Source organism: Aeromonas sp. R5-4, assembly GCF_040908215.1.
Classification (GTDB): domain Bacteria; phylum Pseudomonadota; class Gammaproteobacteria; order Enterobacterales; family Aeromonadaceae; genus Aeromonas; species Aeromonas veronii.
This window is the reverse complement of record NZ_JBFODG010000034.1, coordinates 254,650-278,430: the sequence shown is the minus strand read 5'-3', so window position 1 is coordinate 278,430 and position 23,781 is coordinate 254,650. Positions and strand designations below refer to the sequence as shown.

The 23,781-nt window shown below is 58.3% G+C and carries 25 protein-coding genes; 6 read left to right on the top strand and 19 right to left on the bottom strand.

All coding sequences use genetic code 11. The features are described 5' to 3' along the window. Positions 1–148: 148 nt before the first annotated feature. From pepB (AB5Y83_RS19800) to trmJ, 10 genes are all read right to left on the bottom strand, one after another. Positions 149–1,432 (bottom strand): aminopeptidase PepB, encoded by a 1,284-nt coding sequence (pepB, locus tag AB5Y83_RS19800; protein WP_005359802.1) that lies wholly within the window; start codon positions 1,430–1,432, stop codon positions 149–151. Further along, positions 1,429–2,733, bottom strand: a complete 1,305-nt coding sequence (gene pepB, locus AB5Y83_RS19795; RefSeq protein WP_368175817.1) for an aminopeptidase PepB — start codon at positions 2,731–2,733, stop codon at positions 1,429–1,431. Before pepB (AB5Y83_RS19795) ends, pepB (AB5Y83_RS19800) begins: the two co-directional genes overlap by 4 nt. A 173-nt stretch (positions 2,734–2,906) precedes the next feature. Then, on the bottom strand, positions 2,907–3,245 hold the full coding sequence (fdx, locus tag AB5Y83_RS19790; RefSeq protein WP_005333808.1) for an ISC system 2Fe-2S type ferredoxin: 339 nt from the start codon (positions 3,243–3,245) through the stop codon (positions 2,907–2,909). Between the two features lies 1 nt (position 3,246). Continuing rightward, entirely contained in the window at positions 3,247–5,094 is a 1,848-nt protein-coding gene (gene hscA / locus AB5Y83_RS19785; protein WP_368175816.1) for a Fe-S protein assembly chaperone HscA, read from the bottom strand. Between the two features lie 28 nt (positions 5,095–5,122). After that, complete coding sequence (hscB, locus tag AB5Y83_RS19780) at positions 5,123–5,641, bottom strand: co-chaperone HscB (RefSeq protein ID WP_368175815.1); 519 nt, start codon at positions 5,639–5,641, stop codon at positions 5,123–5,125. A 118-nt stretch (positions 5,642–5,759) separates the two neighbouring features. Beyond that, a complete protein-coding gene (gene iscA, locus AB5Y83_RS19775) occupies positions 5,760–6,083 on the bottom strand; it encodes an iron-sulfur cluster assembly protein IscA (RefSeq protein WP_005333812.1) in 324 nt (107 codons plus the stop codon). A 15-nt stretch (positions 6,084–6,098) separates the two neighbouring features. Continuing rightward, positions 6,099–6,482 (bottom strand): Fe-S cluster assembly scaffold IscU, encoded by a 384-nt coding sequence (gene iscU / locus AB5Y83_RS19770; protein ID WP_005333813.1) that lies wholly within the window; start codon positions 6,480–6,482, stop codon positions 6,099–6,101. Between the two features lie 41 nt (positions 6,483–6,523). Then, complete coding sequence (locus AB5Y83_RS19765; RefSeq protein WP_013723838.1) at positions 6,524–7,738, bottom strand: IscS subfamily cysteine desulfurase; 1,215 nt, start codon at positions 7,736–7,738, stop codon at positions 6,524–6,526. A gap of 53 nt (positions 7,739–7,791) precedes the next feature. Continuing rightward, positions 7,792–8,295, bottom strand: coding sequence for a Fe-S cluster assembly transcriptional regulator IscR (iscR, locus tag AB5Y83_RS19760; protein WP_100653984.1), 504 nt, complete (start codon positions 8,293–8,295; stop codon positions 7,792–7,794). A gap of 92 nt (positions 8,296–8,387) precedes the next feature. After that, the gene (gene trmJ / locus AB5Y83_RS19755; protein ID WP_204379645.1) at positions 8,388–9,110 is read right to left on the bottom strand and encodes a tRNA (cytosine(32)/uridine(32)-2'-O)-methyltransferase TrmJ; all 723 of its coding nucleotides are present in this window, start codon (positions 9,108–9,110) and stop codon (positions 8,388–8,390) included. Positions 9,111–9,297: 187 nt separating this feature from the next. Here trmJ and AB5Y83_RS19750 point away from each other — a divergent pair, with 187 nt between their 5' ends. Beyond that, complete coding sequence (locus AB5Y83_RS19750) at positions 9,298–9,714, top strand: hypothetical protein (protein WP_108612261.1); 417 nt, start codon at positions 9,298–9,300, stop codon at positions 9,712–9,714. On the opposite strand, the gene AB5Y83_RS19745 is transcribed toward AB5Y83_RS19750, so the two are convergent. Then, positions 9,667–10,200: an SCP2 domain-containing protein gene (locus tag AB5Y83_RS19745; protein WP_368175814.1), complete on the bottom strand. Its 534-nt coding sequence runs from the start codon at positions 10,198–10,200 to the stop codon at positions 9,667–9,669. The genes AB5Y83_RS19750 and AB5Y83_RS19745 overlap by 48 nt on opposite strands. A gap of 189 nt (positions 10,201–10,389) precedes the next feature. Between AB5Y83_RS19745 and AB5Y83_RS19740 the strand changes: the two genes are divergently transcribed. Both AB5Y83_RS19740 and AB5Y83_RS19735 read left to right on the top strand, forming a co-directional pair. Further along, positions 10,390–11,385 carry a peptidase U32 family protein gene (locus AB5Y83_RS19740; RefSeq protein WP_368175813.1) on the top strand — a complete coding sequence of 332 codons (996 nt, stop codon included), beginning with the start codon at positions 10,390–10,392 and terminating at the stop codon, positions 11,383–11,385. Positions 11,386–11,396: 11 nt separating this feature from the next. Continuing rightward, positions 11,397–12,269, top strand: coding sequence for a U32 family peptidase (locus AB5Y83_RS19735; RefSeq protein ID WP_058059534.1), 873 nt, complete (start codon positions 11,397–11,399; stop codon positions 12,267–12,269). 65 nt (positions 12,270–12,334) lie between these two features. Here the strand turns inward: AB5Y83_RS19735 and nlpI are convergent, their stop codons facing one another. From nlpI to queA, 7 genes are all read right to left on the bottom strand, one after another. Continuing rightward, a complete protein-coding gene (gene nlpI, locus AB5Y83_RS19730; RefSeq protein WP_005351017.1) occupies positions 12,335–13,279 on the bottom strand; it encodes a lipoprotein NlpI in 945 nt (314 codons plus the stop codon). A gap of 90 nt (positions 13,280–13,369) precedes the next feature. Next, entirely contained in the window at positions 13,370–13,738 is a 369-nt protein-coding gene (locus AB5Y83_RS19725; protein WP_005351016.1) for a rhodanese-like domain-containing protein, read from the bottom strand. 84 nt (positions 13,739–13,822) lie between these two features. Beyond that, positions 13,823–14,770 (bottom strand): protein translocase subunit SecF, encoded by a 948-nt coding sequence (gene secF / locus AB5Y83_RS19720; RefSeq protein ID WP_005337322.1) that lies wholly within the window; start codon positions 14,768–14,770, stop codon positions 13,823–13,825. Between the two features lie 10 nt (positions 14,771–14,780). Beyond that, a complete protein-coding gene (gene secD / locus AB5Y83_RS19715) occupies positions 14,781–16,634 on the bottom strand; it encodes a protein translocase subunit SecD (RefSeq protein WP_005337324.1) in 1,854 nt (617 codons plus the stop codon). An 18-nt stretch (positions 16,635–16,652) separates the two neighbouring features. Then, positions 16,653–16,988: a preprotein translocase subunit YajC gene (gene yajC / locus AB5Y83_RS19710; protein WP_005337327.1), complete on the bottom strand. Its 336-nt coding sequence runs from the start codon at positions 16,986–16,988 to the stop codon at positions 16,653–16,655. Between the two features lie 49 nt (positions 16,989–17,037). Beyond that, the gene (tgt, locus tag AB5Y83_RS19705) at positions 17,038–18,174 is read right to left on the bottom strand and encodes a tRNA guanosine(34) transglycosylase Tgt (RefSeq protein WP_159143915.1); all 1,137 of its coding nucleotides are present in this window, start codon (positions 18,172–18,174) and stop codon (positions 17,038–17,040) included. Between the two features lie 74 nt (positions 18,175–18,248). After that, positions 18,249–19,301 (bottom strand): tRNA preQ1(34) S-adenosylmethionine ribosyltransferase-isomerase QueA, encoded by a 1,053-nt coding sequence (queA, locus tag AB5Y83_RS19700; protein ID WP_005344678.1) that lies wholly within the window; start codon positions 19,299–19,301, stop codon positions 18,249–18,251. 212 nt (positions 19,302–19,513) lie between these two features. Between queA and AB5Y83_RS19695 the strand changes: the two genes are divergently transcribed. The 3 genes from AB5Y83_RS19695 (at position 19,514) to ahpF (ending at position 22,922) form a co-directional block, all read left to right on the top strand. Next, positions 19,514–19,960, top strand: coding sequence for a CBS domain-containing protein (locus AB5Y83_RS19695; protein ID WP_013723842.1), 447 nt, complete (start codon positions 19,514–19,516; stop codon positions 19,958–19,960). A 690-nt stretch (positions 19,961–20,650) separates the two neighbouring features. Next, the gene (gene ahpC, locus AB5Y83_RS19690; protein ID WP_005337335.1) at positions 20,651–21,217 is read left to right on the top strand and encodes an alkyl hydroperoxide reductase subunit C; all 567 of its coding nucleotides are present in this window, start codon (positions 20,651–20,653) and stop codon (positions 21,215–21,217) included. Between the two features lie 124 nt (positions 21,218–21,341). Continuing rightward, on the top strand, positions 21,342–22,922 hold the full coding sequence (ahpF, locus tag AB5Y83_RS19685) for an alkyl hydroperoxide reductase subunit F (protein WP_076495810.1): 1,581 nt from the start codon (positions 21,342–21,344) through the stop codon (positions 22,920–22,922). Between the two features lie 136 nt (positions 22,923–23,058). Here the strand turns inward: ahpF and AB5Y83_RS19680 are convergent, their stop codons facing one another. After that, the gene (locus AB5Y83_RS19680; RefSeq protein WP_368175812.1) at positions 23,059–23,775 is read right to left on the bottom strand and encodes an SIMPL domain-containing protein; all 717 of its coding nucleotides are present in this window, start codon (positions 23,773–23,775) and stop codon (positions 23,059–23,061) included. Positions 23,776–23,781: the final 6 nt, after the last annotated feature.

The following is a 23,781-nucleotide window of genomic DNA, read 5'->3' as shown; positions in this document are numbered from 1 at the left end:
TGCAATCAACATCCACACTCATCTTGACCGAGCAGAGCCGGAAAATATGTGCGCTTGCGCACGATAGTTACCTTAAGCCGCCAAAACCCCATCTTTTGTTCACAATTCGAACAGCATGAAAAAGGCACCCGAAGGTGCCTTGTCTCGCCTATTTGGCTTCCGCCAGCAAGGCCCGCGCAATGGTGCGCATCCCCAGAGTATTGGCTCCCGGCGCCCAGAGAGCATCGCCGTTGTCACTGAAGCAGGCTGCCAGATCGATATGCAACCAGCCCATCCCTTCGTTGGCAACGAAACGGGAGAGGAAACCCGCCGCGTTGGAGGCGCCACCCGGCCCGCCCCCCTTCACCGGACGGCTGTTGGCCGTGTCGGCGTAATGGGAGGGGCACTGCTGGCGGTGCCAGGGCTCCAGCGGCAGCGGCCAGGCAGGCTCATGCTCGGCATCGGCATAGGTCATGGCCCGGCTTACCAGCCCTTTATCGAGGCCGAACAGAGCATTGTAGCGCCCACCCAGCGCCATCACAGCAGCACCGGTCAGGGTCGCGGCATCGATGATCAGCGGTGCGCCGGACTCGCTCGCCAGTTGCAGGCCGTCGGCCAGCACCAGCCGCCCCTCGGCATCGGTATTCACAATCTCGACCGTGGTGCCGTTCTTGTAGGTGAGGATGTCGCCCAGCTTGTAGGCGTGGCCGGAGACCAGGTTCTCGGCGCAGCAGAGGATCAGCTTCACCCGCTTGTCGAGCCCGCGCAGCATGGCCAGCGCCAGCGCACCGGTGACAATCGCCGCGCCCCCCATGTCGCACTTCATGGTGAGCATCCCCTCGGAGCTCTTCATGGAGTAGCCGCCGGAGTCAAAGGTGATCCCCTTGCCCACCAGCGCTGCCGCCACCGGCGCCTTGGGGTCACGCCCCGGGTTGAAGTCGAGCTCCAGCAATACCGGTTCGCGCGCACTGCCGCGGCCCACCTGATAGAGGCCGACCCAGCCCGCCTGTTGCAGCGCTTCGCCTTTCAAAATGCGATGACTCACCTTGTCCGGCGCCAGCTCGGTAATAAAGGAGGCCGCTTCCACCGCCAGCTCCAGCGGGCCCAACTGCTCCGGGGTGGCATTGGTCATCTCGCGCACCCAGCGGCCGCAGAGCCAACGCGCTTCCAGCTCCTCTCTGTCCTCTTCCGAGGACATGGCCCACTGCAGTTGCACCTCCGCCTTGGGGGTTTGCAGCCCTTGGGCAAAGGCCCACTGCTGTTCACGCTCCCAGTGACCAGCCAGGGTCACTTTCTGGATCCCCTGCTGGCAGAGGCGACGGGCCGCTTGCTGGATATCGAGCAGCGGATTGGCCGTTACCAGATGGATCACCATGCCGTCGGCGCGGTGAGAGAGCAGCGCCCCCTCCCCCCACTCGGCCGGTGCAAATTCACGACTTAACCAGACATTCATGCGGTCACCTCCTGCAGCCAGCGGGCGATGGTGCGCAGACCGTGCCCCTTGGCGCCGGTCGCCCAGAGATCGTTGCCCGATTTCTGATAAGAGGCCGCCAGATCCAGGTGCACCCAACCCTTACCCTCATCACGCACGAAGCGGGAAAGGAACGCAGCAGCCGTGGTGGCACCGGCCGTGCCTTCTGCCGAGGCGACGTTGCCCAGATCGGCAAAGGCCGAGGTGAGCTGGCTGGCATGCCAGGGTTCCAGCGGCAGCGCCCACGCCTGCTCGTTTTCCACCTTGGCGGCGGCCAGCGCACGCAGCTGTTCGGTCTCATCGAGGGCAAACACCGCATTGTAGTCGCGCCCCAGCGCCATCTTGGCGGCGCCGGTCAGGGTGGCTGCGTCAAGGATATAAGCCGCACCGCTGTCGGAGGCCGCCATCAGGCCATCGGCCAGCACCAGACGACCTTCCGCATCGGTGTTCTGGATCTCGACCGAAACCCCATTCTTGTAAGTGAGGATGTCGCCCAGCTTGAAGGCGTGGCCGGAGACCAGGTTCTCGGCGCAGCAGAGAATGAGCTTCACCCGCTGGTTCAGACCGCGGCTGATAGCCAGCGCCAGCGCACCGGTCACCATGGCCGCGCCGCCCATGTCGGACTTCATCGGCAGCATGTTGTCAGAGGACTTCATGGAGTAGCCACCGGAATCGAAAGTGATCCCCTTGCCCACCAGCGCCGCCACCACGGGTGCATTGCGATCACCGGTCGGGTTGTAGTCAAGCTCCAGCAGCACAGGCTCGCGCTCGCTGCCACGGCCAACCGACCAGATCCCGATATGGCCGGACTCGCGCAGCGCTTCACCGGCGGTGATGCGGGCAGTAACCTGATCCCCGGCGATACCACGAATGAGCAACAGGGCCGATTCCGCCAGACTCATGGGGTAGATCTCTTCCGGACAGCCATTGGTGATGTCACGTACCCAGCGAGCCGCCTTGAGCAGCGCATCCAGTTCACGGGTTTCCGCGTCGCTCTGCTGGCCGAAATCCAGTTCACGCGCTCCCTTGGCGGCGTAGAACCCCTGGGCGAACGCGTAGCGACGCTCCAGATCCCAGCCTTCACCGACCAGCGTCACCCGCTTGATCCCGCTCGATTCGAGGCGACGGGCGGCGCGCTGAACGGTGCGCAGAACATCCTTCTCCTGACCGGCGGCACCAAGATGGATCAGTGCCTCGTCGCCATTGAAACTGAGCTGGGCGCCCTCGCCCCAATAGGCGGCCGCAGCCTGGGTGGATAACGCTACCTTCATCATGTCAGCCATCGTGTTTGCTTCCTTTTTACTGGCACTATGTATAAGCACTCTTTATGGGAAAGAGCTTATTGGCAAAGAGAGAATAACGAATACAAAAAAGGCCGTACCCCCGAGGGTCACGGCCTTCCACCATATCACTGAAGCACCACAGGATGCTGCACGTGCAATTCACTCATGTGTAATTAATGGCGTTCAGAGGCAAGGTTCAGGGTGTACTTGGGCAATTCCACCACCAGATCCTCGTCCGCCAGTTTTGCCTGGCAGCTGAGGCGCGATTCCGGCTCCAGCCCCCACGCCTTGTCCAGCATGTCGTCTTCCAGCTCGTCACTTGGCTCGAGCGAGTCAAAGCCCTCGCGCACCACGCAGTGGCAGGTAGTGCAGGCACAGGATTTCTCGCAGGCATGCTCGATTTCGATACCGTTGCGCAGCGCCACATCCAGAATGGTCTCGCCGCTTTGCCCCTCGAGGGCGGCGCCATCCGGACAGAGTACGGGATGAGGAAGAATGATCAGTTTTGGCATATTACACCTTGTTGACGTTTTGTCCGGTCAGCACCTTGCGGATGGAGGCGTCCATCCGGCGGGCTGCAAACTCGCCACTGACAGCATCGGCTGCCTCAATGGCTTCTTTGATTTGATGGGTTGCGCCGCTGTTGCGCATGGTCAGCAGATGGGCGATGGCGGCATCAATCTCGGCACGCTCGGCAGCATTGAGCAGGGCATCGCCATCGGCGGCCAGCGCCGCATTGAGACTCTCGACCACCCGGTCAGCTTCAACCTGCTGCTCGGCCAGCATGCGGGCATCCATATCCTGCTGGGCGTTCTCGATGGAGGCACTCAGCATGTTGAGGATATCCTGCTCCGCAAGCCCGTAAGAGGGCTTGACCTGGATCTCGGCCTGCACGCCGGAGGATTTCTCCATGGCGCTGACCGAGAGCAGACCATCCGCATCCACCTGGAAGGTGACGCGAATATGGGCGGCGCCGGCTGCCATCGGCGGAATACCGGTCAGGGTAAAGCGGGCCAGGGAGCGGCAATCGGCCACCAACTCGCGTTCACCCTGTACCACGTGAATGGCCATGGCGGTCTGACCATCCTTGAAGGTGGTGAACTCCTGGGCGCGAGCCACCGGAATGGTGGTGTTGCGCGGGATCACCTTCTCGGCGAGGCCGCCCATGGTCTCCAGACCCAGCGACAAGGGGATAACGTCCAGCAGCAGCATCTCGGCATCGGGCTTGTTGCCCACCAGAATATCGGCTTGGATGGCGGCGCCAATGGCGACCACCTTGTCCGGATCGATGCTGGTCAGCGGCGTACGCTGGAAGAACTCGCCCACCAGTTCACGCACCAGCGGCACCCGGGTGGAGCCACCGACCATCACCACTTCCAGCACTTCCACCTGCTCGAGACCGGCATCGCGCAGGGCGCGGCGACAAGCCAGCAAGGTCCGTTTCACCAGCGGGGTGATGAGTTCATCAAACTGGCTACGGCTCACTGAACCCTGCCAGCCAGCAAAGGTGCACGCCACCTGCTCGGCATCGGTCAGGCCGTGTTTGACGGCAGCGGCCACATCCAGCAGCTCGCGCTGCAGATGGGCATCCAGCTCGCCGGAGAGGCCCGCTTGCTCCTTGATCCAGTCCGCCAGCAGGTGATCAAAATCATCACCGCCGAGGGCGGAATCACCGCCGGTCGCCATCACTTCAAACACACCGCGATTCAGACGCAGAATGGAGATATCGAAGGTACCGCCCCCCAGATCGTAAACCGCGATGACCCCTTCCTGACCGGAGTCGAGGCCATAGGCAATCGCGGCCGCGGTCGGCTCGTTGAGCAGGCGCAGCACGTGCAGACCGGCCAGACGGGCCGCATCCTTGGTGCCCTGACGCTGGGCATCATCGAAATAGGCAGGCACGGTAATGACCACGCCGTCCAGATCGCCCCCCAGCGAGGCGGCGCCACGCTCGGCCAGCTTTTTGAGTATTTCGGCCGAGACCTGCACCGGATTGACCAGCCCCTGACGGGTTTGCAGTTGCGGCATGCCATTGTCGGCGGCAACAAACTGGTAAGGCTGCTGGCGGGTATCGATATCGGCCAGCGCCTTGCCCATCATCCGTTTGACCGAGACGATGGTGTTGTGAGGATCGAGAGCCGCTTCACGCTTGGCATCAATCCCCACTCGAATGGCGTCGCTTTGATAGTGCACCACCGACGGGAGCAGGTCGCGCCCTTGCCCATCGCAAAGGGTATCGGCGTGACCGCTGCGAACCGCAGCGACGAGAGAGTTGGTGGTGCCGAGATCGATGCCGACGGCACGTTTGTGCTGATGAGGAACAGCGCTCTGGCCGGGTTCGGCGATTTGCAGTAATGCCATGGGTAATGAAACTTCCAGCGTTAAAGGATCAAGACTCGAGAAGCGAGTCTTCGAATCGTTCCAGCTCTTCGAGGAGCTTGTCGACAAACTTGAGTTTGCGAACGCAATCAGCGGCAACGAGATCTCTGCCGGCGGCAAGAGACTCGGTCAGCTGCTGCATCAACATCTGGTGATCATGCCTGATCTCGCTGCGAAAATCCTTGATGGCGCACTCAGGGTCGGCGTCATCTTTCAGATCGGCCAGACGCTCGCGCCACTCCAGCTGCTGCATCAGAAACGCGGTATCTTGCAGAGTCTGCTGTTCACCACGGATATCAGTGCCACGCAGGGAGAGCAGATATTCGGCACGGCGCAGCGGCGCCTTGAGGGTGGTGAATGCTTCGTTGATCTGGGCGGCACGTTGCACCGCAGCCAGCTGCTCCCGTTCGGGGGCGGTGGCAAAACGATCAGGATGGAATTGGGTTTGCAGCTGGCGGTAGGTATCAGCCAACTGACGGGTATCGAGCTCGAAGCCTTCAACCAGCCCAAACAGCTCGAAATGATTCATGCAAACCTCTTGGAAACGTTCGCCACAACCTCACTCGCCCCTGGCAAATGAGATGTGGTTGAACGGGTCATGGGCGACCCGTTCAACCACAGACGAAGGATCATTGACGTCAAACATCTCAGACACTGAAGCTTTCGCCGCAACCACACTCGCCTTTGGCGTTGGGATTGTTGAACTGGAAGCCCTCGTTGAGGCCCTCCTTGACGAAATCCAGCTCGGTGCCATCCAGATGGATCAGACTCTTGGCATCGACAATAATCTTGACGCCCTGCTGCTCGAACACCTGATCCTCATCGGTCAGTTCATCAACGAACTCAAGCACGTAGGCCAGACCGGAGCAGCCGGTGGTTTTGACGCCGAGGCGCAGGCCAATGCCCTTGCCCCGGTTAGCCAGAAAAGAGGAAACCCGTGCCGCGGCGGCATCTGTCATGGTAATAGCCATACTGCTCTCCGGCGCTTAGAGACCTTTCTTCTGCTTGTAATCGGCGATGGCGGCCTTGATGGCGTCCTCAGCCAGAATGGAGCAGTGGATCTTCACCGGTGGCAGAGCCAACTCTTCAGCGATATCGGTGTTCTTGATGCCAGCCGCTTCGTCCAGGGTCTTGCCCTTGACCCATTCGGTCACCAGGGAGCTGGAGGCGATGGCGGAACCGCAGCCGTAGGTCTTGAACTTGGCATCTTCGATGATGCCTTCGTCGCTGATCTTCAATTGCAGCTTCATCACGTCGCCACAAGCGGGCGCACCGACCATGCCGGTTGCAACGCTGGGATCATTCTTGTCGAAACCACCGACGTTGCGAGGATTCTCGTAGTGGTCGATTACTTTTTCACTGTAAGCCATATATCACTCCTGCTAATTCTGTTGCTCACTGACCAGATAGATCAGTGATGAGCCCATTCGACCGTGTTCAGATCGACGCCGTCTTTGTACATCTCCCACAGAGGGGACATCTCGCGCAGACGACCGATGGAGTCACGAATAAGCTTGACCGCGTAGTCAATCTCTTCCTCGGTGGTGAAGCGACCCATGCTGAAACGGATGGAGCTGTGTGCTAGCTCGTCGTTCAGACCCAGTGCGCGCAGCACATAGGAGGGCTCCAGGCTGGCGGAGGTACAGGCCGAACCGGAAGAGACCGCCAAATCTTTCAGCGCCATGATGAGGGATTCCCCTTCAACATAGGCAAAGCTGACGTTGAGGTTACCCGGAACACGTTGCTCCAGATCGCCATTGATGTAGACGGCTTCAATATCCTTGATGCCATTCCACAGACGCTGGCGCAGAGCCAAGATGCGCTCGCCTTCACTCACCATCTCTTCTTTGGCGATGCGGAAAGCTTCGCCCATCCCGACGATCTGGTGGGTAGGCAGAGTACCGGAACGCATGCCGCGCTCGTGGCCGCCACCGTGCATCTGGGCTTCCAGACGAACGCGGGGTTTGCGACGAACAAACAGTGCACCAATCCCTTTCGGACCATACACCTTGTGCGCAGAGACGGAGAGCAGATCCACTTTCAGTGCTTCCACATCTACCGGGATCTTGCCCACACTCTGAACGGCATCCACGTGCAGCAGGATCTTGCGGGAACGGCACAACTCGCCGATGGCGGCAATGTTCTGAACCACGCCGATTTCGTTGTTCACATGCATGATACTGACCAGGATGGTGTCATCACGCATGGCATTCTCGATCATCTCGATAGTGAACAGGCCGTTGGGCATCGGCTCAAGATAGGTCACCTCGAACCCTTCACGCTCCAGCTGGCGACAGGTATCGAGCACAGCCTTGTGTTCGGTCTTGGAGGTGATGATGTGCTTGCCCTTGCTGGCATAGAAGTGGGCAACACCCTTGATGGCCAGGTTATTGGATTCGGTCGCACCGGAAGTGAAGACGATCTCGCGGGGATCGGCACCGATCAGATCTGCCACTTGATTACGGGCCAGATCCACCGCCTCCTCGGCTTGCCAGCCAAAGCGGTGAGAACGGGAAGCCGGATTGCCGAACAGGCCATCCATGGTGAGACACTGCATCATTTTTTCTGCGACACGCGGGTCCACCGGACAGGTTGCCGAATAATCAAGGTAAATAGGCAGTTTCATGTTTTTCTCCGTCACAGTCCGGGTCATACAGAGTCCCGCTGTGGAAAGCACGTTTATAGTTGGACTTTCAAGCTCACATCGCCGTGTTCTGCCCGTTCAACCAGGGACAACACGGTCTTCATTTGTTCATCTTGCTTGCCGGCAATCCGGCGCACATCGGCCTGGCGTACCAGCTCGGCCAGGGTGATATCCCCGAGGAAGCTGGAGATCCGCTCACTCAGATCACGCCACAGGGAGTGAGTCAGGCACTGGGTACCGCCGTGGCAGCCGCCCTTGCCGAGGCACTTGGTAGCATCGACCGACTCATCGACCGCGGTGATCACCTGACCAACCGAAATCTCGCCTGGGGCCAAACCGAGGCGATAACCACCGCCCGGGCCACGCACACTGCTCACCAGACCATGTTTGCGCAGGCGGGCAAAGAGCTGCTCGAGATAGGACAACGAGATGCCCTGGCGCTCGGAAATATCGGCAAGGGGGACGGGCCCCTGCTCTGCATGCAGCGCCACGTCGAGCATGGCGGTTACAGCGTAACGTCCTTTTGAAGTCAGTCTCATGTGCCTTACCGTCTTGCGAAGCAATTTAATGGGGCACATGGTCACATACCCGACCAAATCAGTCAAGTATATGGTTGAGTAAATCAGTCGGATTAATCCGGTACGCGCGCTTTCTGCACCGAGGTCAGAATACCGCGCAGAATGTTGAGCTCAGCTGCCTCCGGCCGAGCCCGATTGAACAGGCGACGCAGCTTGCTCATCACATGACCCGGATGGTCATCGGCAATAAAACCGGTCTTCATCAGGGTTTGTTCCAGGTGCTGATAGAACCCTTCCAGCTGGGCGGCACTCGGATAGGCCATCTCATCTTCAGGCTCGGCGGCCTGCCCCAGCAGCCAGCGCATCCGCACTTCGTAACAGAGGGTCTGCACCGCCATGGCCAGATTGAGGGAGCTGTAATCAGGATTGGCCGGAATGGCCACGTGGTAGTGGCACTTTTGCAACTCGTCATTGGTGAGACCGGTGCGTTCACGGCCAAACACCAGCGCGACCGGGTGCTGCATCCCCTCAACCACCGACTTTTCGCCGGCTTCACGGGGATCGAGCATGGGCCAGCTCAGGGTTCGAGAGCGGGCGCTGGTGCCAATCACCAAACCACAATCGGCGATCGCGTCATCCAGAGTCGGGACGATACGGGCATTGGCAAGCACATCGCTGGCACCAGCCGCCAGGGCGAAGGCATTGTCATCCGGCAAGGCTTGCGGATCAACCAATACCAGCTGGGTCAACCCCATGGTCTTCATGGCGCGTGCCGCAGACCCCATGTTGCCGGTATGAGAGGTGTTTACCAAAACGATACGAATCTGATCCAACATGCCCAGTCAATCTTCAGTCAAAAATGGCGCGCAATTGTAACATAAGAGAACACGATGTTGGCACCGTAAAAGCCGAGCCATTTCAGAACAAAGCCACCCGTTTGTATAACAAACCAGCATGAGGGAAGTGAGAGGGGGGGACTAAACTTGATGGATATCCGATAAACGGCACAGGAGACACAACGCCATGCTTCCTCCCTTTATCTATGAGAGATTGCCCAGCCTCTACCTGCTGGCAGCCATTGCCATGATTACGTTGAGTGAACAGCCCCTGCTCTGGTTTGCAGGCGCCTTGCTGTTTATCGCCGGAGCGGTGACCTGGATGATGCGCTCCAGCTACCGGCGTACCGATCTGATTATCTTTCCGAGCAAACGCTGGCTGCAGCCGGAGTGGCTGTATGAAGCGCAGCCCTTCATCTGGCTGGCTGCGGGGCTGGCCATGTCACAGCTGCCAGCCCCTGCGGCACTCATCGCCTTGGTGCCCTGTCTGTGGGCCTGTCGTTGCCTCTGGGCACGGCACCATTATCGTCGCCATGCCCATGGGGTGATTGTCCACTTAAGACGGGATCCCGCCCGGCGCCGTCTGCACCGGAGCCTGCGCTGACTCGGTGCAGGCGCGTTCGATAAACGTCGCCAGATCCATCAGGGGATACTTCATCAGGCTCGGCAAGCCATCGAGATCCAGACTGTCCATCAGGTTTTTCACCTCAAGACCCAGTTCGGTATCCCCTTCTATCTTCAGCTTACGCTGGAAAAAGAGCGAATCCGGATCCTCTTTGCGACCAGCGATGAGGATCAGGTCGTTGGCGGTACCGCTGAAGCAGACATCGGCCTTGTCACACTCGCGAGCTACCACCAGCTGGCCATTCTGCTCACTGATAAACCAGCACAACTCCAGATCAGAGACTTCGACTTTCAGCCACTTGTCTGCCAAAAACTCGAAATCGCCATCTTCGATAGCCTCTTTGAATACCCGGGCCAGCAAACTCTCCATCAGCTGCTTTTGCAGATTGAAGGGAACCAGCTTGAGGGGATGGCGCAAGAAGCGCGGAGCCTGTTCGACCAGGCGGCGTTGCAGTTGTTGAAACACGATAGACTCCCTTTTTTGCGCATTCAAACACAGGGAGAGTGGCAAGATCCTGTTGGAAATCAAACTTGTGCAGGGTTACCTCAAGAAGGGTAAAGCCACACAAAGCTGCCTCAGGTCAAAAAGCGGGAGTGCATGGCTGCATACAATCAGGGCTCGTTTGCCCTTCATATGCACTCTCGGAGCGTACCAATGGAATTACTCTGTCCGGCAGGCAGTTTGCCGGCACTGAAAACCGCCGTGGATAACGGGGCCGATGCCGTTTATATCGGTTTCAAGGATGACACCAATGCCCGCCACTTTGCCGGTCTCAACTTTACCGACAGCAAACTGGAGAAGGCGGTGGATTATGTGCATCAACATGGTCGCAAGCTGCATATTGCCATCAATACCTTTGCCCATCCTGGGGCCGATGCGCGTTGGAAACAGGCGGTTGATCGCGGGGTGGCCCTCGGCGCCGATGCGTTAATCATCGCCGATCTCGCCGTGCTGGAATATGCCAGCCGCCACTACCCCGAGATGGAACTCCATGTCTCGGTGCAGGCCAGCGTCACCAATGCCGCCGCCATTCGCTTCTATCAGCAGCAATTCAATGTCACACGGGTGGTGCTGCCCCGGGTGCTCTCCATGCATCAGGTCAAGCAACTGGCCCGCGAGACCGATGTTGGCCTAGAGGTGTTCGCCTTTGGCAGCCTCTGCATTATGGCCGAGGGGCGCTGCTATCTCTCCTCCTACATGACTGGCGAGAGTCCCAACACCGTCGGCGCCTGCTCACCGGCCAAGTTCGTCCGTTGGGAAGAGACCCCGAATGGTCTCGAGTCGCGGCTCAACGAGGTGCTGATCGACCGCTATGGCCCGGGCGAAAATGCCGGTTATCCGACCCTCTGCAAGGGGCGTTTCGACGTGGATGGCCAGACCTACCACGCGCTGGAAGAGCCCACCAGTCTCAATACCCTGGGTCTGCTGCCCGAGCTCTTCAAGACCGGGATCCAGTCGGTCAAGATTGAAGGGCGCCAGCGCAGCCCCGCTTATGTGGAGCAAGTGACCCGGGTCTGGCGTGCAGCCATCGATGCCTATCAGGCCAATCCCGAGGCCTATCAGGTCAAAGCTGAGTGGGATGCCCAGCTCGCCCGCGTCTCCGAAGGTAGCCAGACTACCCTCGGCGCCTACCATCGTCAGTGGCAATAAGGAGTCCACCCATGCAATTTTCTCTCGGGCCTCTGCTCTTCTACTGGCCCAAAGCCGATACCGAAGCCTTTTACCATGCCGCCGCCGACAGTCAGGCCGACATCATCTATCTGGGAGAGACCGTTTGCAGCAAACGGCGCGAACTCAAAGTCGATGACTGGATTACGCTGGCCCGTCAGGTGGCCAGCTCCGGCAAGCAGGTGGTGCTCTCGACCCTCGCCCTTATCTCCGCCCCCTCCGAACTCAAGGAGGTGAAGCGGCTGGTCGACAATGGTGATCTGATGGTCGAAGCCAACGATCTCGGTACGGTGCAACTCGCCTGGGAGGCTGGGATCCCCTTCGTCTGTGGCCCCGCCATCAACGCCTATAACGCCGATGTGCTGCGCATGTTGCTCAAACAGGGGATGAAACGCTGGGTCATGCCGGTGGAGCTCTCCCGTGACTGGCTGATCCAGCTCAATCAGGATCTGGGCACCCTGCGCGACCAATTTGAGGTCGAGGTGTTTGCCTACGGCCATCTGCCGCTCGCATACTCGGCGCGCTGCTTCACCGCCCGATCCCTCGACAAGCCCAAGGACAACTGCGAGCTCGCCTGCATCAACTACCCCACCGGACGACTGGCCAACAGCCGCGAGGGGCAACGGGTGTTCAATCTCAACGGGATCCAGACCCAGTCCGGTTACTGCTACAACCTGGGTAACGAGCTGGCTGGTATGGAAGGTCTGGTAGATGTGGTCAGGCTTTCGCCGCAAGGGATGGAGACGCTGGAGATGCTGGCCCGCTTCAAAGCCAACCGGCAGGGCCAGGCTCCCCTCCCCTTGCAGCAAGGAAGCGACTGCAACGGCTACTGGCGCCAGATCCCCGGTATGAGCCTGGTGGAGTAAACCCGCCATTCGCCCAACAAAAAGGCCTCATCGCGAGGCCTTTTTTACCACTATCTGGCAGTGGATCAGGAGGGCTGATCCCCCTTGTTACGAGCGCTCTGGGCACCTGGCGGCAAGGGTTTGCGCGCCATCAACTCCAGCTCCAGCAGCGCATAGCGGTGCTCGATAAAGTCATAGACGTTGTTGGATAAGGCCAGCTTGAAGTAGCTGATGGCTTCCTTGCGGTTGCCTTTGCCCAACTCGAACTTGCCCAGATAGAAGTAGGTTTCACACAGGCGCTCGGCAAGCTCCCGGTTATCCTTCACCCCTTTCACCACGTTGCCCATCAGCTGGGAAGCGTTGATCTCGCCGGTATAAAGGCGAACCAGATCCCAGTTCCAGGCATCGTCATCGTACTTGTTGAGACGCTCGCGCATCCGGCTCATGGCGGCCGACGGGTCGAGTTTCTGCTCGGCCAGATAGAGCCAGATCACCCGATAGGGGTCTTCCGGCTGCGCCTCATAGAAACGCTTCATATCGGCCGCGGCCAGCTCGGGACGGTTACCGTAATAGAGGGCGATGCCACGGTTGAGATAGGCATAGTCATAGTCCGGCGCCAGTTCGAGGGCGGAATCGAACGCATCATAGGCTTCGTCGTAATTCTGCTGCTGTACCAGATAGACGCCGATGAAGTTGTAGGCTTCGGCGAAATCTGGTTTCTCCCGCAGGGCACGGTTGAAATCGAGCCGCGCGAGGGAACGCAGACCAACCCGATCAAACACCACGGCACGCTCATAGAACAACTCTGCCCGTTGCTCGGTGGTCAGTTCCATTTCACTGAGCATCTGCCCGAGTCGGGCAAGCGCCAGCTCACTCTGGTAGGAGACCTGCAGGGGGGTCGCCAACACCAGTGAAGCAGGCTGCGGCTTGGGAACCTTGGGGGTGTTAACCTGACTGCTACTGCTGCAACCCCACATGGGAAGCAACAACAGGATACCGAGGAGGTATCCAATCCCTTTCCTGACGTTCAATGAACACTCCGACGCTTACGCTTGACCCCGCATATGGTAAAGGTCAACTGCCGCTTTGTCATGTAGCTGTGCCCCTCTACCTCAAATAAATCAGGATTCGACAGGGTATCCGGCATCGCACCAACCGCGAAAGCCGCCGTCGACGCTGATCACCTTGCGATAACCCATCTGTTGCAGGTTGTCCGCAGCCAGAATGGAGCGAAAACCACCACCACAATAGAGGTAGAGCTCGGTCTCGAGATCCGGGAACTGGGTCTCGATATCCCGCTCAATCACGCCACGACCCAGATATCGGGCACCGGGCAGATGGCCCCTGGCCCACTCGCTCTCTTCCCGCACGTCAATCAGGTGAAACGTGCGCCCTTCGTCCTGCCAGCGCTTGATCTGGTGAACATCGGTTTCGGTGATGCGGGAGCGGATCCCGTCAACCAGCGCCAAAAAACGGGGATTGTGATGCATGACAAACTCCTGTTGTTTAAATCATGTGCGTCAGCAAACGACACGCAGAGATAAGAAAAGAGCGCCATGAGGCGCTCTTCACTGTTACGGCAGGATTTCCTGTTGGTCCGCACCCTCTTTCTCTACCTGGGTGGGCAGCATGTGCTCGCGCTTGACGCCGAGGAACATGGCAAACGCACTCGCCACATAGATGGAGGAGTAGGTACCGAACGCCACACCGATCACCATGGCCACGGCAAAACCGTGGATCAGCGCACCGCCCTTGAGCAGCAGCGCCAGCACCACGATAAAGGTAAGGCCGGAGGTGATGATGGTACGACTCAGGGTCTCGGTCATGGAGAGATCCAGAATGTACTCGGTATCCCCTTTACGCACCTTGCGGAAGTTCTCCCGCAAGCGGTCGAACACCACGATGGTATCGTTCAGGGAGTAACCCACCAGGGTCATCAGTGCCGCCAGTACGGTCAGGTCGAACTCGTACTGGAAGTAGGCAAAGACACCCAGCGTGATCACCACGTCGTGCACCAGGGAGAGAATGCCCCCCAGCGCCAGACGCCATTCGAAACGCACTGCCACGTAGGCCAAAATACAGAGGATGGAGGCCAGCATGGCCAGCGCACCGTCTGTCGCCAGTTCATCACCCACGGAAGGGCCGACGAACTCGACGCGTTTGAGCACTGCGCCCTCGTCGAGCTGCTTGGCCGCCGCCAGCACTTCGTTACCCTGTTGTTCTACCTTGACCCCCTCTTTCGGGGTCAGGCGGAACAGCACGTCACGGCTGGAGCCAAAGTGTTGCAGGGTTGCCCCTTCAATCTTCTGCTCTTCCAGAGCGTCGTGGATCTTGTCCAGGCTCACCGACTGCTGGAACCCCACCTCGATGGTGGTACCACCGGTAAAGTCCAGACCCCAGTTCAGCCCCCGATCAAACAGGAAGAACAGGGCTACCACCATCAGCACGGAAGAGAAAACCACACCCGGCTTGGCATAGCGCATAAACGGGATCGGTTTTTCAAAATGTAGAATCTGAAACATCTCTCTATCCTCAGATGGGCAGCTTGTCGATACGCCGTCCACCCCAAGCCAGGTTGATAATGGCACGGGAAACTGTGATGGCAGTAAACATGGAGGCGGTCAGACCAATGCCCAGCGTCAGGGCAAAGCCCTTGATGGCGCCAGTACCGATACCGAACAGGATCACGCAGGTGATCAGCGAGGTCACGTTGGAGTCGGCGATGGTGGAGAATGCCCGATCAAAGCCCAGATGGATGGCTTGCTGAACACCACGACCGTTGCGGATCTCTTCACGAATACGCTCGTAGATCAGCACGTTGGCATCCACCGCCATACCCAGCGTCAAGACGATACCGGCGATACCCGGCAATGTCATGGTGGCACCAGGGATCATCGACATGATGCCGACAATCAACACCAGGTTCATACAGAGCGCCAGGTTGGCAACCCAGCCGAACGCGCGGTAGTAGATCCCCATGAACAGCACGATCACCAGCATGGCCCAGCCGATGGCTTCCATACCGCTGTCGATGTTCTGTTGACCCAGGCTCGGGCCAATGGTGCGCTCTTCCACGATCTGGATCGGGGCGATCAGGGCACCGGCACGCAGCAGCAGCGCCAGGTTGTGGGCTTCGTTGGCATTGTCGATACCTGTGATACGGAACTGGCTGCCAAGACGCGACTGGATGGTGGCGACGTTGATCACCTCCTCCTGCTTGCGGAACTTGCGCTTGCCATCCGGGCCCGGTTGACCGACCGGCTTGTACTCGATGAAGACGGTCGCCATCCCTTTACCGACGTTGTCCTTGGTAAAGTTGGCCATCTTGTTGCCACCCTGGCCATCCAGCTTGATGTTGACCTGGGGACGGCTGTACTCGTCGAAACCGGACTGGGCACCCACAATGTGGTCACCGGTCAGGATCACCCGCTTTTGCAGCACCACGGGACGACCGTTGCGATCGTTGTAGACCTTGGAGCTGGGCGGGACACGACCATCGGCCGCAGCCTGGATGTCGGCAGTCTCATCGACCATGTGGAATTCCAGGGTCGCGGTTGCCCCCAGGATCTCCTTGGCGCGGGCGGTATCCTGAATACCGGGCAGTTCAACGACAATGCGCTCGGCGCCTTGCTGTTGTACCAGCGGCTCGGCCACGCCCAGTTCGTTGACCCGGTTACGGATGATGGTGATGTTCTGCTCGAGGGCGTACTTCTTCACTTCCTTGATCTTGGCTTCGCTCAGACCAGCCAGCAGGATGAACTCATCCCCTTTCTGCTCGGTAGTGAAGGTCAAATCAGGGTTCTGACGACGCAGATGAGAAACGGCGCGTTCCTGATCGGCTTCGTCACGGAAGATCACCTGCACCTGATCACCGACCCGGCGCACGCCGGAGTAACGGATCTTCTGGGTGCGCAGCTCAGAGCGGAAATCCTGCACCATCTGCTCTTGCTGCTTGGTCAGTGCTTCGGCCATGTCCACTTCCATCAGGAAGTGCACACCACCGCGCAGATCAAGACCCAGCTTCAGAGGCGCCGCACCGATGGCTTCGAGCCAGGCGGGAGTGGAAGGTGCCAGGTTGAGTGCGGTAATGAAGTTGTCGCCCAGCTTGTTGGCAACGATATCGCGCGCCTTCAGCTGGTCTTCGGTGTTCTTGAAACGGATCAGGATAAAACCGTGCTCGAATGCAGCATGTTTGACCGGGATCTTGGCCGCTTCAAGGGTCTCTTTCACCAGATCAAGAGTATCTAGCTTGACTTCGGCACCACGGCTGGCAGAAACCTGCAAAGCCGGATCTTCGCCGTAAAGATTGGGGGCTGCATATAGAAAACCGATGGCGATCACCAGGATCACCATCAGGTATTTCCACAGCGGATAGCGATTCAACACGCTGTGCTCCTTGGGAGATTAAAGGGACTGGATAGAACCCTTGGGCAGAACGGCAGAGACGAAGTCCTTTTTGATGGTGACTTGAGTCTGGTCGTTCAGGGCGATCACCAGGTAATCGCTGTCTGCAGCCACTTTGGCAATTTTGCCAACCAGGCCACCGGAAGTGAGCACTTCATCACCCTTGGACAAGGAGCTCATCAGATTGCGGTGATCCTTGGCACGCTTGGCCTGGGGACGATAGATCATGAAGTAGAAGATCAGGCCGAATACGGCCAGCATGATGATCATTTCCATACCACCACCCTGTGCACCCGGTGCTGCGCCTTCTGCATACGCCTTGGAGATAATGCTCATTTAACAACCTCTTATTGATGTAGATTTAAAAAAACAAAATTATATGTTGTTATTTAACGTTATTTTCAGCTAACGGAGGCACAGGCTTCCCTTGCCGACGGTAAAACTCTGTTACAAAGTCGTCTAATTTACCCTGCTCGATCGCGTCCCGCAAACCCTGCATCACACGCTGGTAGTAACGCAGGTTATGAATCGTATTCAGACGGGCACCGAGGATCTCGTTGCACTTGTCCAGATGGTGCAGGTAGCTGCGGCTGTAGTTCTTGCAGGTGTAGCAATCGCACTCGGCATCCAGGGTGCTGGTGTCGTTGCGGTGCTGGGCATTGCGGATCTTCACTACGCCATCGGTGGTGAACAGGTGGCCGTTGCGGGCGTTGCGGGTCGGCATGACGCAGTCGAACATGTCGATACCACGGCGCACCCCTTCCACCAGATCTTCCGGCTTGCCGACACCCATCAGGTAGCGCGGCTTGTCAGCCGGAATTTTCGGGCATACGTGCTCGAGGATGCGGTGCATGTCCTCTTTGGGTTCGCCCACGGCCAGACCACCGACCGCATAACCGTCGAAACCGATCTCCAGCAGCCCCTTGAGGGAGACATCACGCAGATCTTCGTAGACCGAGCCCTGGATGATGCCGAACAGGGCGTTCTTGTTGCCCAGCGCATCAAACTTGTCGCGGGAGCGCTTGCCCCAGCGCAGGGACATCTCCATCGACTTGCGCGCTTCTTCATAAGTAGCCGGGTACGGGGTGCACTCGTCGAAGATCATCACGATGTCGGAGCCCAGATCGAACTGGATCTCCATGGACTTCTCGGGGTCGAGGAAGATCTTCTCGCCATTGATGGGGTGACGGAAGTGGACGCCCGCTTCGGTGATCTTGCGAATATGGCCCAGGCTGAACACCTGGAAACCACCGGAGTCGGTCAGGATCGGGCCCTGCCAGTTCATGAAGTCATGCAGATCGCCGTGAGCACGCATCACTTCCTGACCCGGGCGCAGCCAGAGGTGGAAGGTGTTACCCAGCAGGATCTGGGCGCCGGTTTCACGCACTTCTTCCGGGGTCATCCCCTTGACGGTGCCGTAAGTCCCGACCGGCATAAAGGCCGGCGTTTGTACCACACCACGTTCGAAGACCAGTTGACCGCGACGGGCACGGCCGTCGGTGGTTTTCAGTTCAAATTTCATTGCTACCTCGGCTGCGTCAGATAAACAGTCTGACAATAGGAGGGCCACTCACGGCCCGGTAAATAAGCTGAAGCTTATGCTTCAACCTGGCGACGGGTGACGAACATGGCGTCCCCGTAGCTGAAGAAACGGTACTGCCCGGCCACGGCTGCCTGATAGGCCGCCATCACGTTGTCATAACCGGCAAAGGCGCTGACCAGCATGATCAGGGTCGACTCCGGCAGATGGAAGTTGGTGACCATGGCATCGACAATCTGGAACTGGTAGCCAGGGAAGATGAAAATATCGGTGTCACTAAAGAAGGGCGCCAGCGGTTTGCCCTGCGCCAGGGTGACCTTGGCCGCGCTCTCCAGCGAACGCACCGATGTGGTCCCCACCGCAATCACCCGACCACCACGGGCCCGGGTGGCCGCGATGGCATCTACCACCTCTTGCGGCACTTCCGCATACTCGGAGTGCATATGGTGATCTTCAATCTTCTCAACCCGCACCGGCTGGAAGGTCCCCGCCCCTACATGCAGGGTGACGAAGGCCGTTTCAACCCCTTTGGCCCGAATTTTCTCAAGCAGCGGCTCATCAAAGTGCAGACCAGCGGTCGGCGCCGCGACGGCGCCCGGCTTTTGATTGTAAACGGTCTGGTAGCGCTCCTTGTCGGCATCCTCGTCGGGACGGTCGATATAGGGGGGCAGCGGCATGTGGCCGATGGCCTCCAAAATCTCCAGCACCGGACGCGGGTCGAGGAAGTGGATCTCGAACAGGGCGTCGTGGCGGGCGCGCATCTCGGCTTCAACACCACCATCCATGATCATCCGGGTGCCGGGCTTGGGCGCCTTGGAGGCACGGACATGGGCCAGCACGCTGTGCTCGTCCAGAATGCGCTCGACCAGTACCTCCAGCTTGCCGCCGCTGGCCTTCTGGCCAAACATGCGCGCCGGAATGACACGGGTGTTATTGAATACCAGCAGGTCACCCGGATTGAGCTGATCCAGCACATCCACAAATTGACCGTGGCGCAGGGCGCCAGTCTGACCATCGAGCTGCAACAGGCGGCTGGCGGTACGCTCTGCCATCGGATAGCGGGCAATCAGCTCGTCTGGCAGATCAAAATGAAAATCGGATACTTGCATCTTTCACCTCGGGGGGAATCGGCGGCTAGTCTAGTTATCCCCATCTTCCAAGGCAACCCAAAAGACCAAAAACCCAAGAGAGACAAGGGGTAGCGAGCAATATTGAGACACACATCCGGTTAATGATTCTTTAATGTTCTGTATTGACCCTGATCATGTTTTGCCAGTTGGGGCTGGGCTAGGGTGAAAGCAGATACACAAGGAGGCCCACCATGATGACCCTATCCGAAATCATGACCGAACACCCCTTCACTCTGGGTCCGTCAAACAGTGTCAAACAGGCGATGGACCTGATGCAGCAGGAGCGGATCCGCCACATTCCCATCGTCGATGAGCAGCATCACCTGCTGGGGTTGGTAACCCTCACCGATATCCTGGCCACCCGGGAATCCAAGCTGCTGCTCATCAGCCCGGAGCGGGAAGCAGAATTTACCGACAGCGTGCAACTCGACGAGATCATGACACGGCAAGTGGCGAGCGTAGATCCTCACGCCGGCATCAAGGAGGCGGCACTTTACCTACAGCGGCACAGATATGGCTGCCTGCCGGTACTCAAAGGACGCAAGCTGATCGGCATTGTCACCGAGTCGGACTTTATTGCCGTGGCCATCAACCTGCTGGAATTGATGGAAGAGCAGGAACCACCTACCGACTTTTGATAGATCAACTTGTAATTAAATTACAATAAAAGCGTTTTCAGCCGTCAAAATAAGCTGAAATGATGAAACACTTTCATTTTGATTGAAAAATTACACCAAATGCTTGCCTTGTGATCTGCGTCACACTATCATCCCTCTCATGCAATAGTTGCCGAGGGGGAGACGAGGGATTGTGCACCCATTATCTTCCTCTCATATGTCTGCAAGTTTGCACACCCCGTAGTTAGTCTTTGCTGTAAAGCATTTGTTTATATAGCCATTCCTTGTTTGATGACCCGGCCCTGTCGTTGCGATAGCGCCGGGATTTTTTTATCTGCGCCTTTCTGCCTCCCCTTGCCAGCACATCCCCATCGCTGCAAGCAGCTGCCTCAACCTCCTGCGCCACCTGTTTGCACCACCGTTTATCTCATCGCGTCATCGTGGCTCTGCACACCCCTTCTTATGCCTTGAAAAGGCGATGTAGCGCACAGATATTGAACCACGACAAGGAGTTATCTCAGTAGGCCAGAGATATTCATGTTAGGTACAGCCATAGTGAGCTATCTAATAAGTAGATTTAAGCGATTCAAAATTGCGGCTTTTATCGATTAACGGAAGCCCCTATGATGAATCCATCGAAAGTTAAGCGCCTCGTCTGGCAAGACTCTTCAACACCAGACCGGCATATGTACATCACCAAGGAGCAATTACATGTCTACCTACATCAACACTGAAATCAAGCCGTTCAATGCTACCGCCTACCACAATGGCAAATTCGTTCAGGTGTCTGACGCTGACCTGAAAGGCAAGTGGTCCGTGGTCTTCTTCTACCCGGCTGACTTCACCTTCGTTTGCCCGACCGAGCTGGGCGACCTGGCTGACAACTACGCTGAATTCCAGAAGCTGGGCGTTGAGATCTACTCTGTCTCTACCGATACCCACTTCACTCACAAAGCATGGCACGACACTTCTGACACCATTCAGAAGATCCAGTACCCGATGATTGGTGACCCGACTGGTACCATCACCCGCAACTTCGGCGTGATGATCGAAGAAGCTGGTCTGGCTGACCGCGGTACCTTCGTAATTGACCCGCAGGGCATCATCCAGATCGTCGAGATCAACGCTGGCGGCATCGGCCGTGACGCACTGGAACTGCTGCGCAAAGTCAAAGCAGCCCAGTACGTTGCTTCCCACCCGGGTGAAGTGTGCCCGGCTAAATGGAAAGAAGGCGAAGCCACTCTGGCCCCGTCCCTGGACCTGGTAGGCAAGATCTAAGCCTCCCGCTTCCAAGACCGGCCCGCATAAGGGCCGGTTTTGTTTCCGGCCCCAAGCAAAGGCGCCGGTCTGCTTTCCGGCTTACATCTCACGCCGACCCGCAATCACAAGAAGGAATTCGAAGATGTTGGATACCAACCTCAAACAACAGCTGAACACCTATCTGCAGTACATCGTCAATCCCATCGAGATCAGCGTGTCCGGCAACGACAGCGACAAATCTGCAGAGCTGCTGGCACTGGCCAGCGAGATCGCCGAGATGTCCCCCAAGATCACCCAGACCTCTGGCACTGCCGCTCGCAAGCCTTCCATGAGTGTCGCGCCGCAGGGGCAAGCCCCGCGCGTTCACTTTGCCGGCATCCCCATGGGTCATGAATTTACCTCTCTGGTGCTCGCCCTGCTGCAAAGCGGCGGCCACCCCTCCAAGGCCGATGCGGCCGTGCAGGAGCAGATCCGCAATCTCAAGGGTGAGTTCCACTTCGAGACCTATATCTCCCTCTCCTGCCACAACTGCCCGGACGTAGTACAGGCCCTCAACCTGATGGCGACCCTGAACCCCGGCATCACTCACACCATGATCGACGGCGCCCTGTTCCAGGAAGAGGTTGCCGAGCGTCAAATCATGGCGGTGCCGAATGTCTACCTGAACGGCCAACCGTTCAGCCAGGGCCGTATTTCGCTCGAAGAGATCGTCGCCAAACTCGACACCGGTGCCGCCGAGCGCAAGGCTGCCGAGCTGAATGAGAAAGATCCCTACGATGTGCTGGTCGTGGGCGGTGGCCCGGCTGGCGCCGCAGCGGCCATCTATGCCGCTCGTAAAGGCATTCGCACCGCCATCGTTGCCGAACGTTTCGGTGGTCAGGTGATGGACACCGTCGGCATCGAGAACTTTATCTCCGTGCCCTACACCGAAGGCCCCAAGCTGGCCGCCAGCCTGGAGCAGCACGTCAAAGAGTACGGCGTGGAAGTGATCACCGAGCAGCGTGCCGCCGCCATCAGTAAAGATGGATATGTGAACGTGGATCTCGCCTCTGGCGCCACCTTGAAGAGCCGCGCCGTGATCCTGGCGACCGGTGCCCGCTGGCGCGACCTGAACGTGCCGGGCGAGCTCGAGTACCGCACCAAGGGCGTGGCCTACTGCCCGCACTGCGATGGTCCCTTCTTCAAGGGCAAGCGAGTAGCTGTGATCGGTGGCGGTAACTCCGGCATCGAGGCAGCGATCGACTTGGCTGGCATCGTCGAGCATGTGACTGTGGTGGAGTTCGCCGACACCCTGCGTGCCGATGAAGTGCTGCAGAAGAAGGCTCGCTCCATGGGCAATATCGACATCATCATGAGCGCTCGCACCACCGAAGTGATCGGTGATGGCAGCAAGGTGGTCGGTATGGACTACGAAGATCGCACCACCGGTGAGATAAAACATCTGGCGGTGGCGGGGATCTTCGTCCAGATCGGCCTGGTACCGAACACCGAGTTTCTGAAAGGGAGCGAGATTGCCCTGACCCGCTTTGGCGAGATCGAAATCGATACCAAAGGGGCGACCTCCCTGCCCGGCGTCTACGCCGCTGGCGATGCCACCACGGTACCGTTCAAGCAGATCATCATCTCCATGGGTGCTGGCGCCACCGCCGCACTGGGTGCGTTTGATTACCTCATCCGCAACCCGGCTCCTGAAGCGACCAAGGCTGATGCTGTGACTGCCTGATAAACCCAGCGCAACAAAAAGCCGACGCTCGATTAAGTAAACACGAGCGTCGGCTTTTTTATATCTGCATCGATGCGCAATAAAAACCCCGCAGCAAATAGCGGGGTTGTTCATGACTGGACTTAAACGACGGGCATCACTCCAGCAAGAAAACAGCCTCGATATTATCACTTACCGTGATCTGCTGTTGTTGATAGCTGTTGTCCGCCATATCCGCCGCAGGTGCAGCCATCGCCATGGCCTGCACCACTTTCAGGTTGCGGCTGTAGGCGGTAATGGGCGAAGCATTGCGGTACTCCACACTGTAGACCTTGCCAAGCTTCATCCCGAACGCCTTGGCCAGAAATTCAGCCTTGGTTTTGGCATCCTCAACGGCATTCAGACGGGCCTGCTCCTTGATGACCTGCGGCGATTTCAACCCGTACTCAATCTGGGATACGGACTCCAGCCCGGCTTTGAGTGCGGTATCCATCAGGGGGCTCAACTTGTCGAGCTGATAGAGCTTCACCGCCAATTGCCGCTGAGCACGATACCCCAACAATACCGGCTTCTTGTTTTCGCCATACTGATATTCCGGCGAGACCATCAGGTTGCCAGCCTCAACATCGCTGCGCTTGATCCCCAACCCTTCCAGTTGGCTGAAAAAGGCTGCGACCTTGGTATCGACCTGCTGCTTGGCCTTGAGGCCCTGCTTATCCAGTGCACTCACCTCCACATTGAGGGTGAGCATATCGGGTTCGGTCTTCTGCTCGGCATAACCGCTCACCACCAGATGGGGCGCTTGCGGCACTTCAATCGCCAGCAGCGGAGCACTGACAACCAGAGCAGAAAGAGTAAGAAGGGGACGCCACATAGAAAA

Bases quoted from the DNA above. Each gene is read 5' to 3' on its own strand.
- iscU (WP_005333813.1), bottom strand. From the start codon at position 6,482: ATGGCTTACAGTGAAAAAGTAATCGACCACTACGAGAATCCTCGCAAC.
- fdx (WP_005333808.1), bottom strand. From the start codon at position 3,245: ATGCCAAAACTGATCATTCTTCCTCATCCCGTACTCTGTCCGGATGGC.
- yajC (WP_005337327.1), bottom strand. From the start codon at position 16,988: ATGAGCATTATCTCCAAGGCGTATGCAGAAGGCGCAGCACCGGGTGCA.
- queA (WP_005344678.1), bottom strand. From the start codon at position 19,301: ATGCAAGTATCCGATTTTCATTTTGATCTGCCAGACGAGCTGATTGCC.
- secF (WP_005337322.1), bottom strand. From the start codon at position 14,770: ATGTTTCAGATTCTACATTTTGAAAAACCGATCCCGTTTATGCGCTAT.
- hscA (WP_368175816.1), bottom strand. From the start codon at position 5,094: ATGGCATTACTGCAAATCGCCGAACCCGGCCAGAGCGCTGTTCCTCAT.
- AB5Y83_RS19725 (WP_005351016.1), bottom strand. From the start codon at position 13,738: ATGCATCACAATCCCCGTTTTTTGGCGCTGGTTGACGGGATCCGCTCC.
- AB5Y83_RS19695 (WP_013723842.1), top strand. From the start codon at position 19,514: ATGATGACCCTATCCGAAATCATGACCGAACACCCCTTCACTCTGGGT.
- hscB (WP_368175815.1), bottom strand. From the start codon at position 5,641: ATGAATCATTTCGAGCTGTTTGGGCTGGTTGAAGGCTTCGAGCTCGAT.
- AB5Y83_RS19740 (WP_368175813.1), top strand. From the start codon at position 10,390: ATGGAATTACTCTGTCCGGCAGGCAGTTTGCCGGCACTGAAAACCGCC.
- ahpF (WP_076495810.1), top strand. From the start codon at position 21,342: ATGTTGGATACCAACCTCAAACAACAGCTGAACACCTATCTGCAGTAC.
- tgt (WP_159143915.1), bottom strand. From the start codon at position 18,174: ATGAAATTTGAACTGAAAACCACCGACGGCCGTGCCCGTCGCGGTCAA.
- iscR (WP_100653984.1), bottom strand. From the start codon at position 8,295: ATGAGACTGACTTCAAAAGGACGTTACGCTGTAACCGCCATGCTCGAC.
- AB5Y83_RS19735 (WP_058059534.1), top strand. From the start codon at position 11,397: ATGCAATTTTCTCTCGGGCCTCTGCTCTTCTACTGGCCCAAAGCCGAT.
- iscA (WP_005333812.1), bottom strand. From the start codon at position 6,083: ATGGCTATTACCATGACAGATGCCGCCGCGGCACGGGTTTCCTCTTTT.
- pepB (WP_005359802.1), bottom strand. From the start codon at position 1,432: ATGAATGTCTGGTTAAGTCGTGAATTTGCACCGGCCGAGTGGGGGGAG.
- ahpC (WP_005337335.1), top strand. From the start codon at position 20,651: ATGTCTACCTACATCAACACTGAAATCAAGCCGTTCAATGCTACCGCC.
- AB5Y83_RS19765 (WP_013723838.1), bottom strand. From the start codon at position 7,738: ATGAAACTGCCTATTTACCTTGATTATTCGGCAACCTGTCCGGTGGAC.
- pepB (WP_368175817.1), bottom strand. From the start codon at position 2,733: ATGGCTGACATGATGAAGGTAGCGTTATCCACCCAGGCTGCGGCCGCC.
- AB5Y83_RS19680 (WP_368175812.1), bottom strand. From the start codon at position 23,775: ATGTGGCGTCCCCTTCTTACTCTTTCTGCTCTGGTTGTCAGTGCTCCG.
- trmJ (WP_204379645.1), bottom strand. From the start codon at position 9,110: ATGTTGGATCAGATTCGTATCGTTTTGGTAAACACCTCTCATACCGGC.
- AB5Y83_RS19750 (WP_108612261.1), top strand. From the start codon at position 9,298: ATGCTTCCTCCCTTTATCTATGAGAGATTGCCCAGCCTCTACCTGCTG.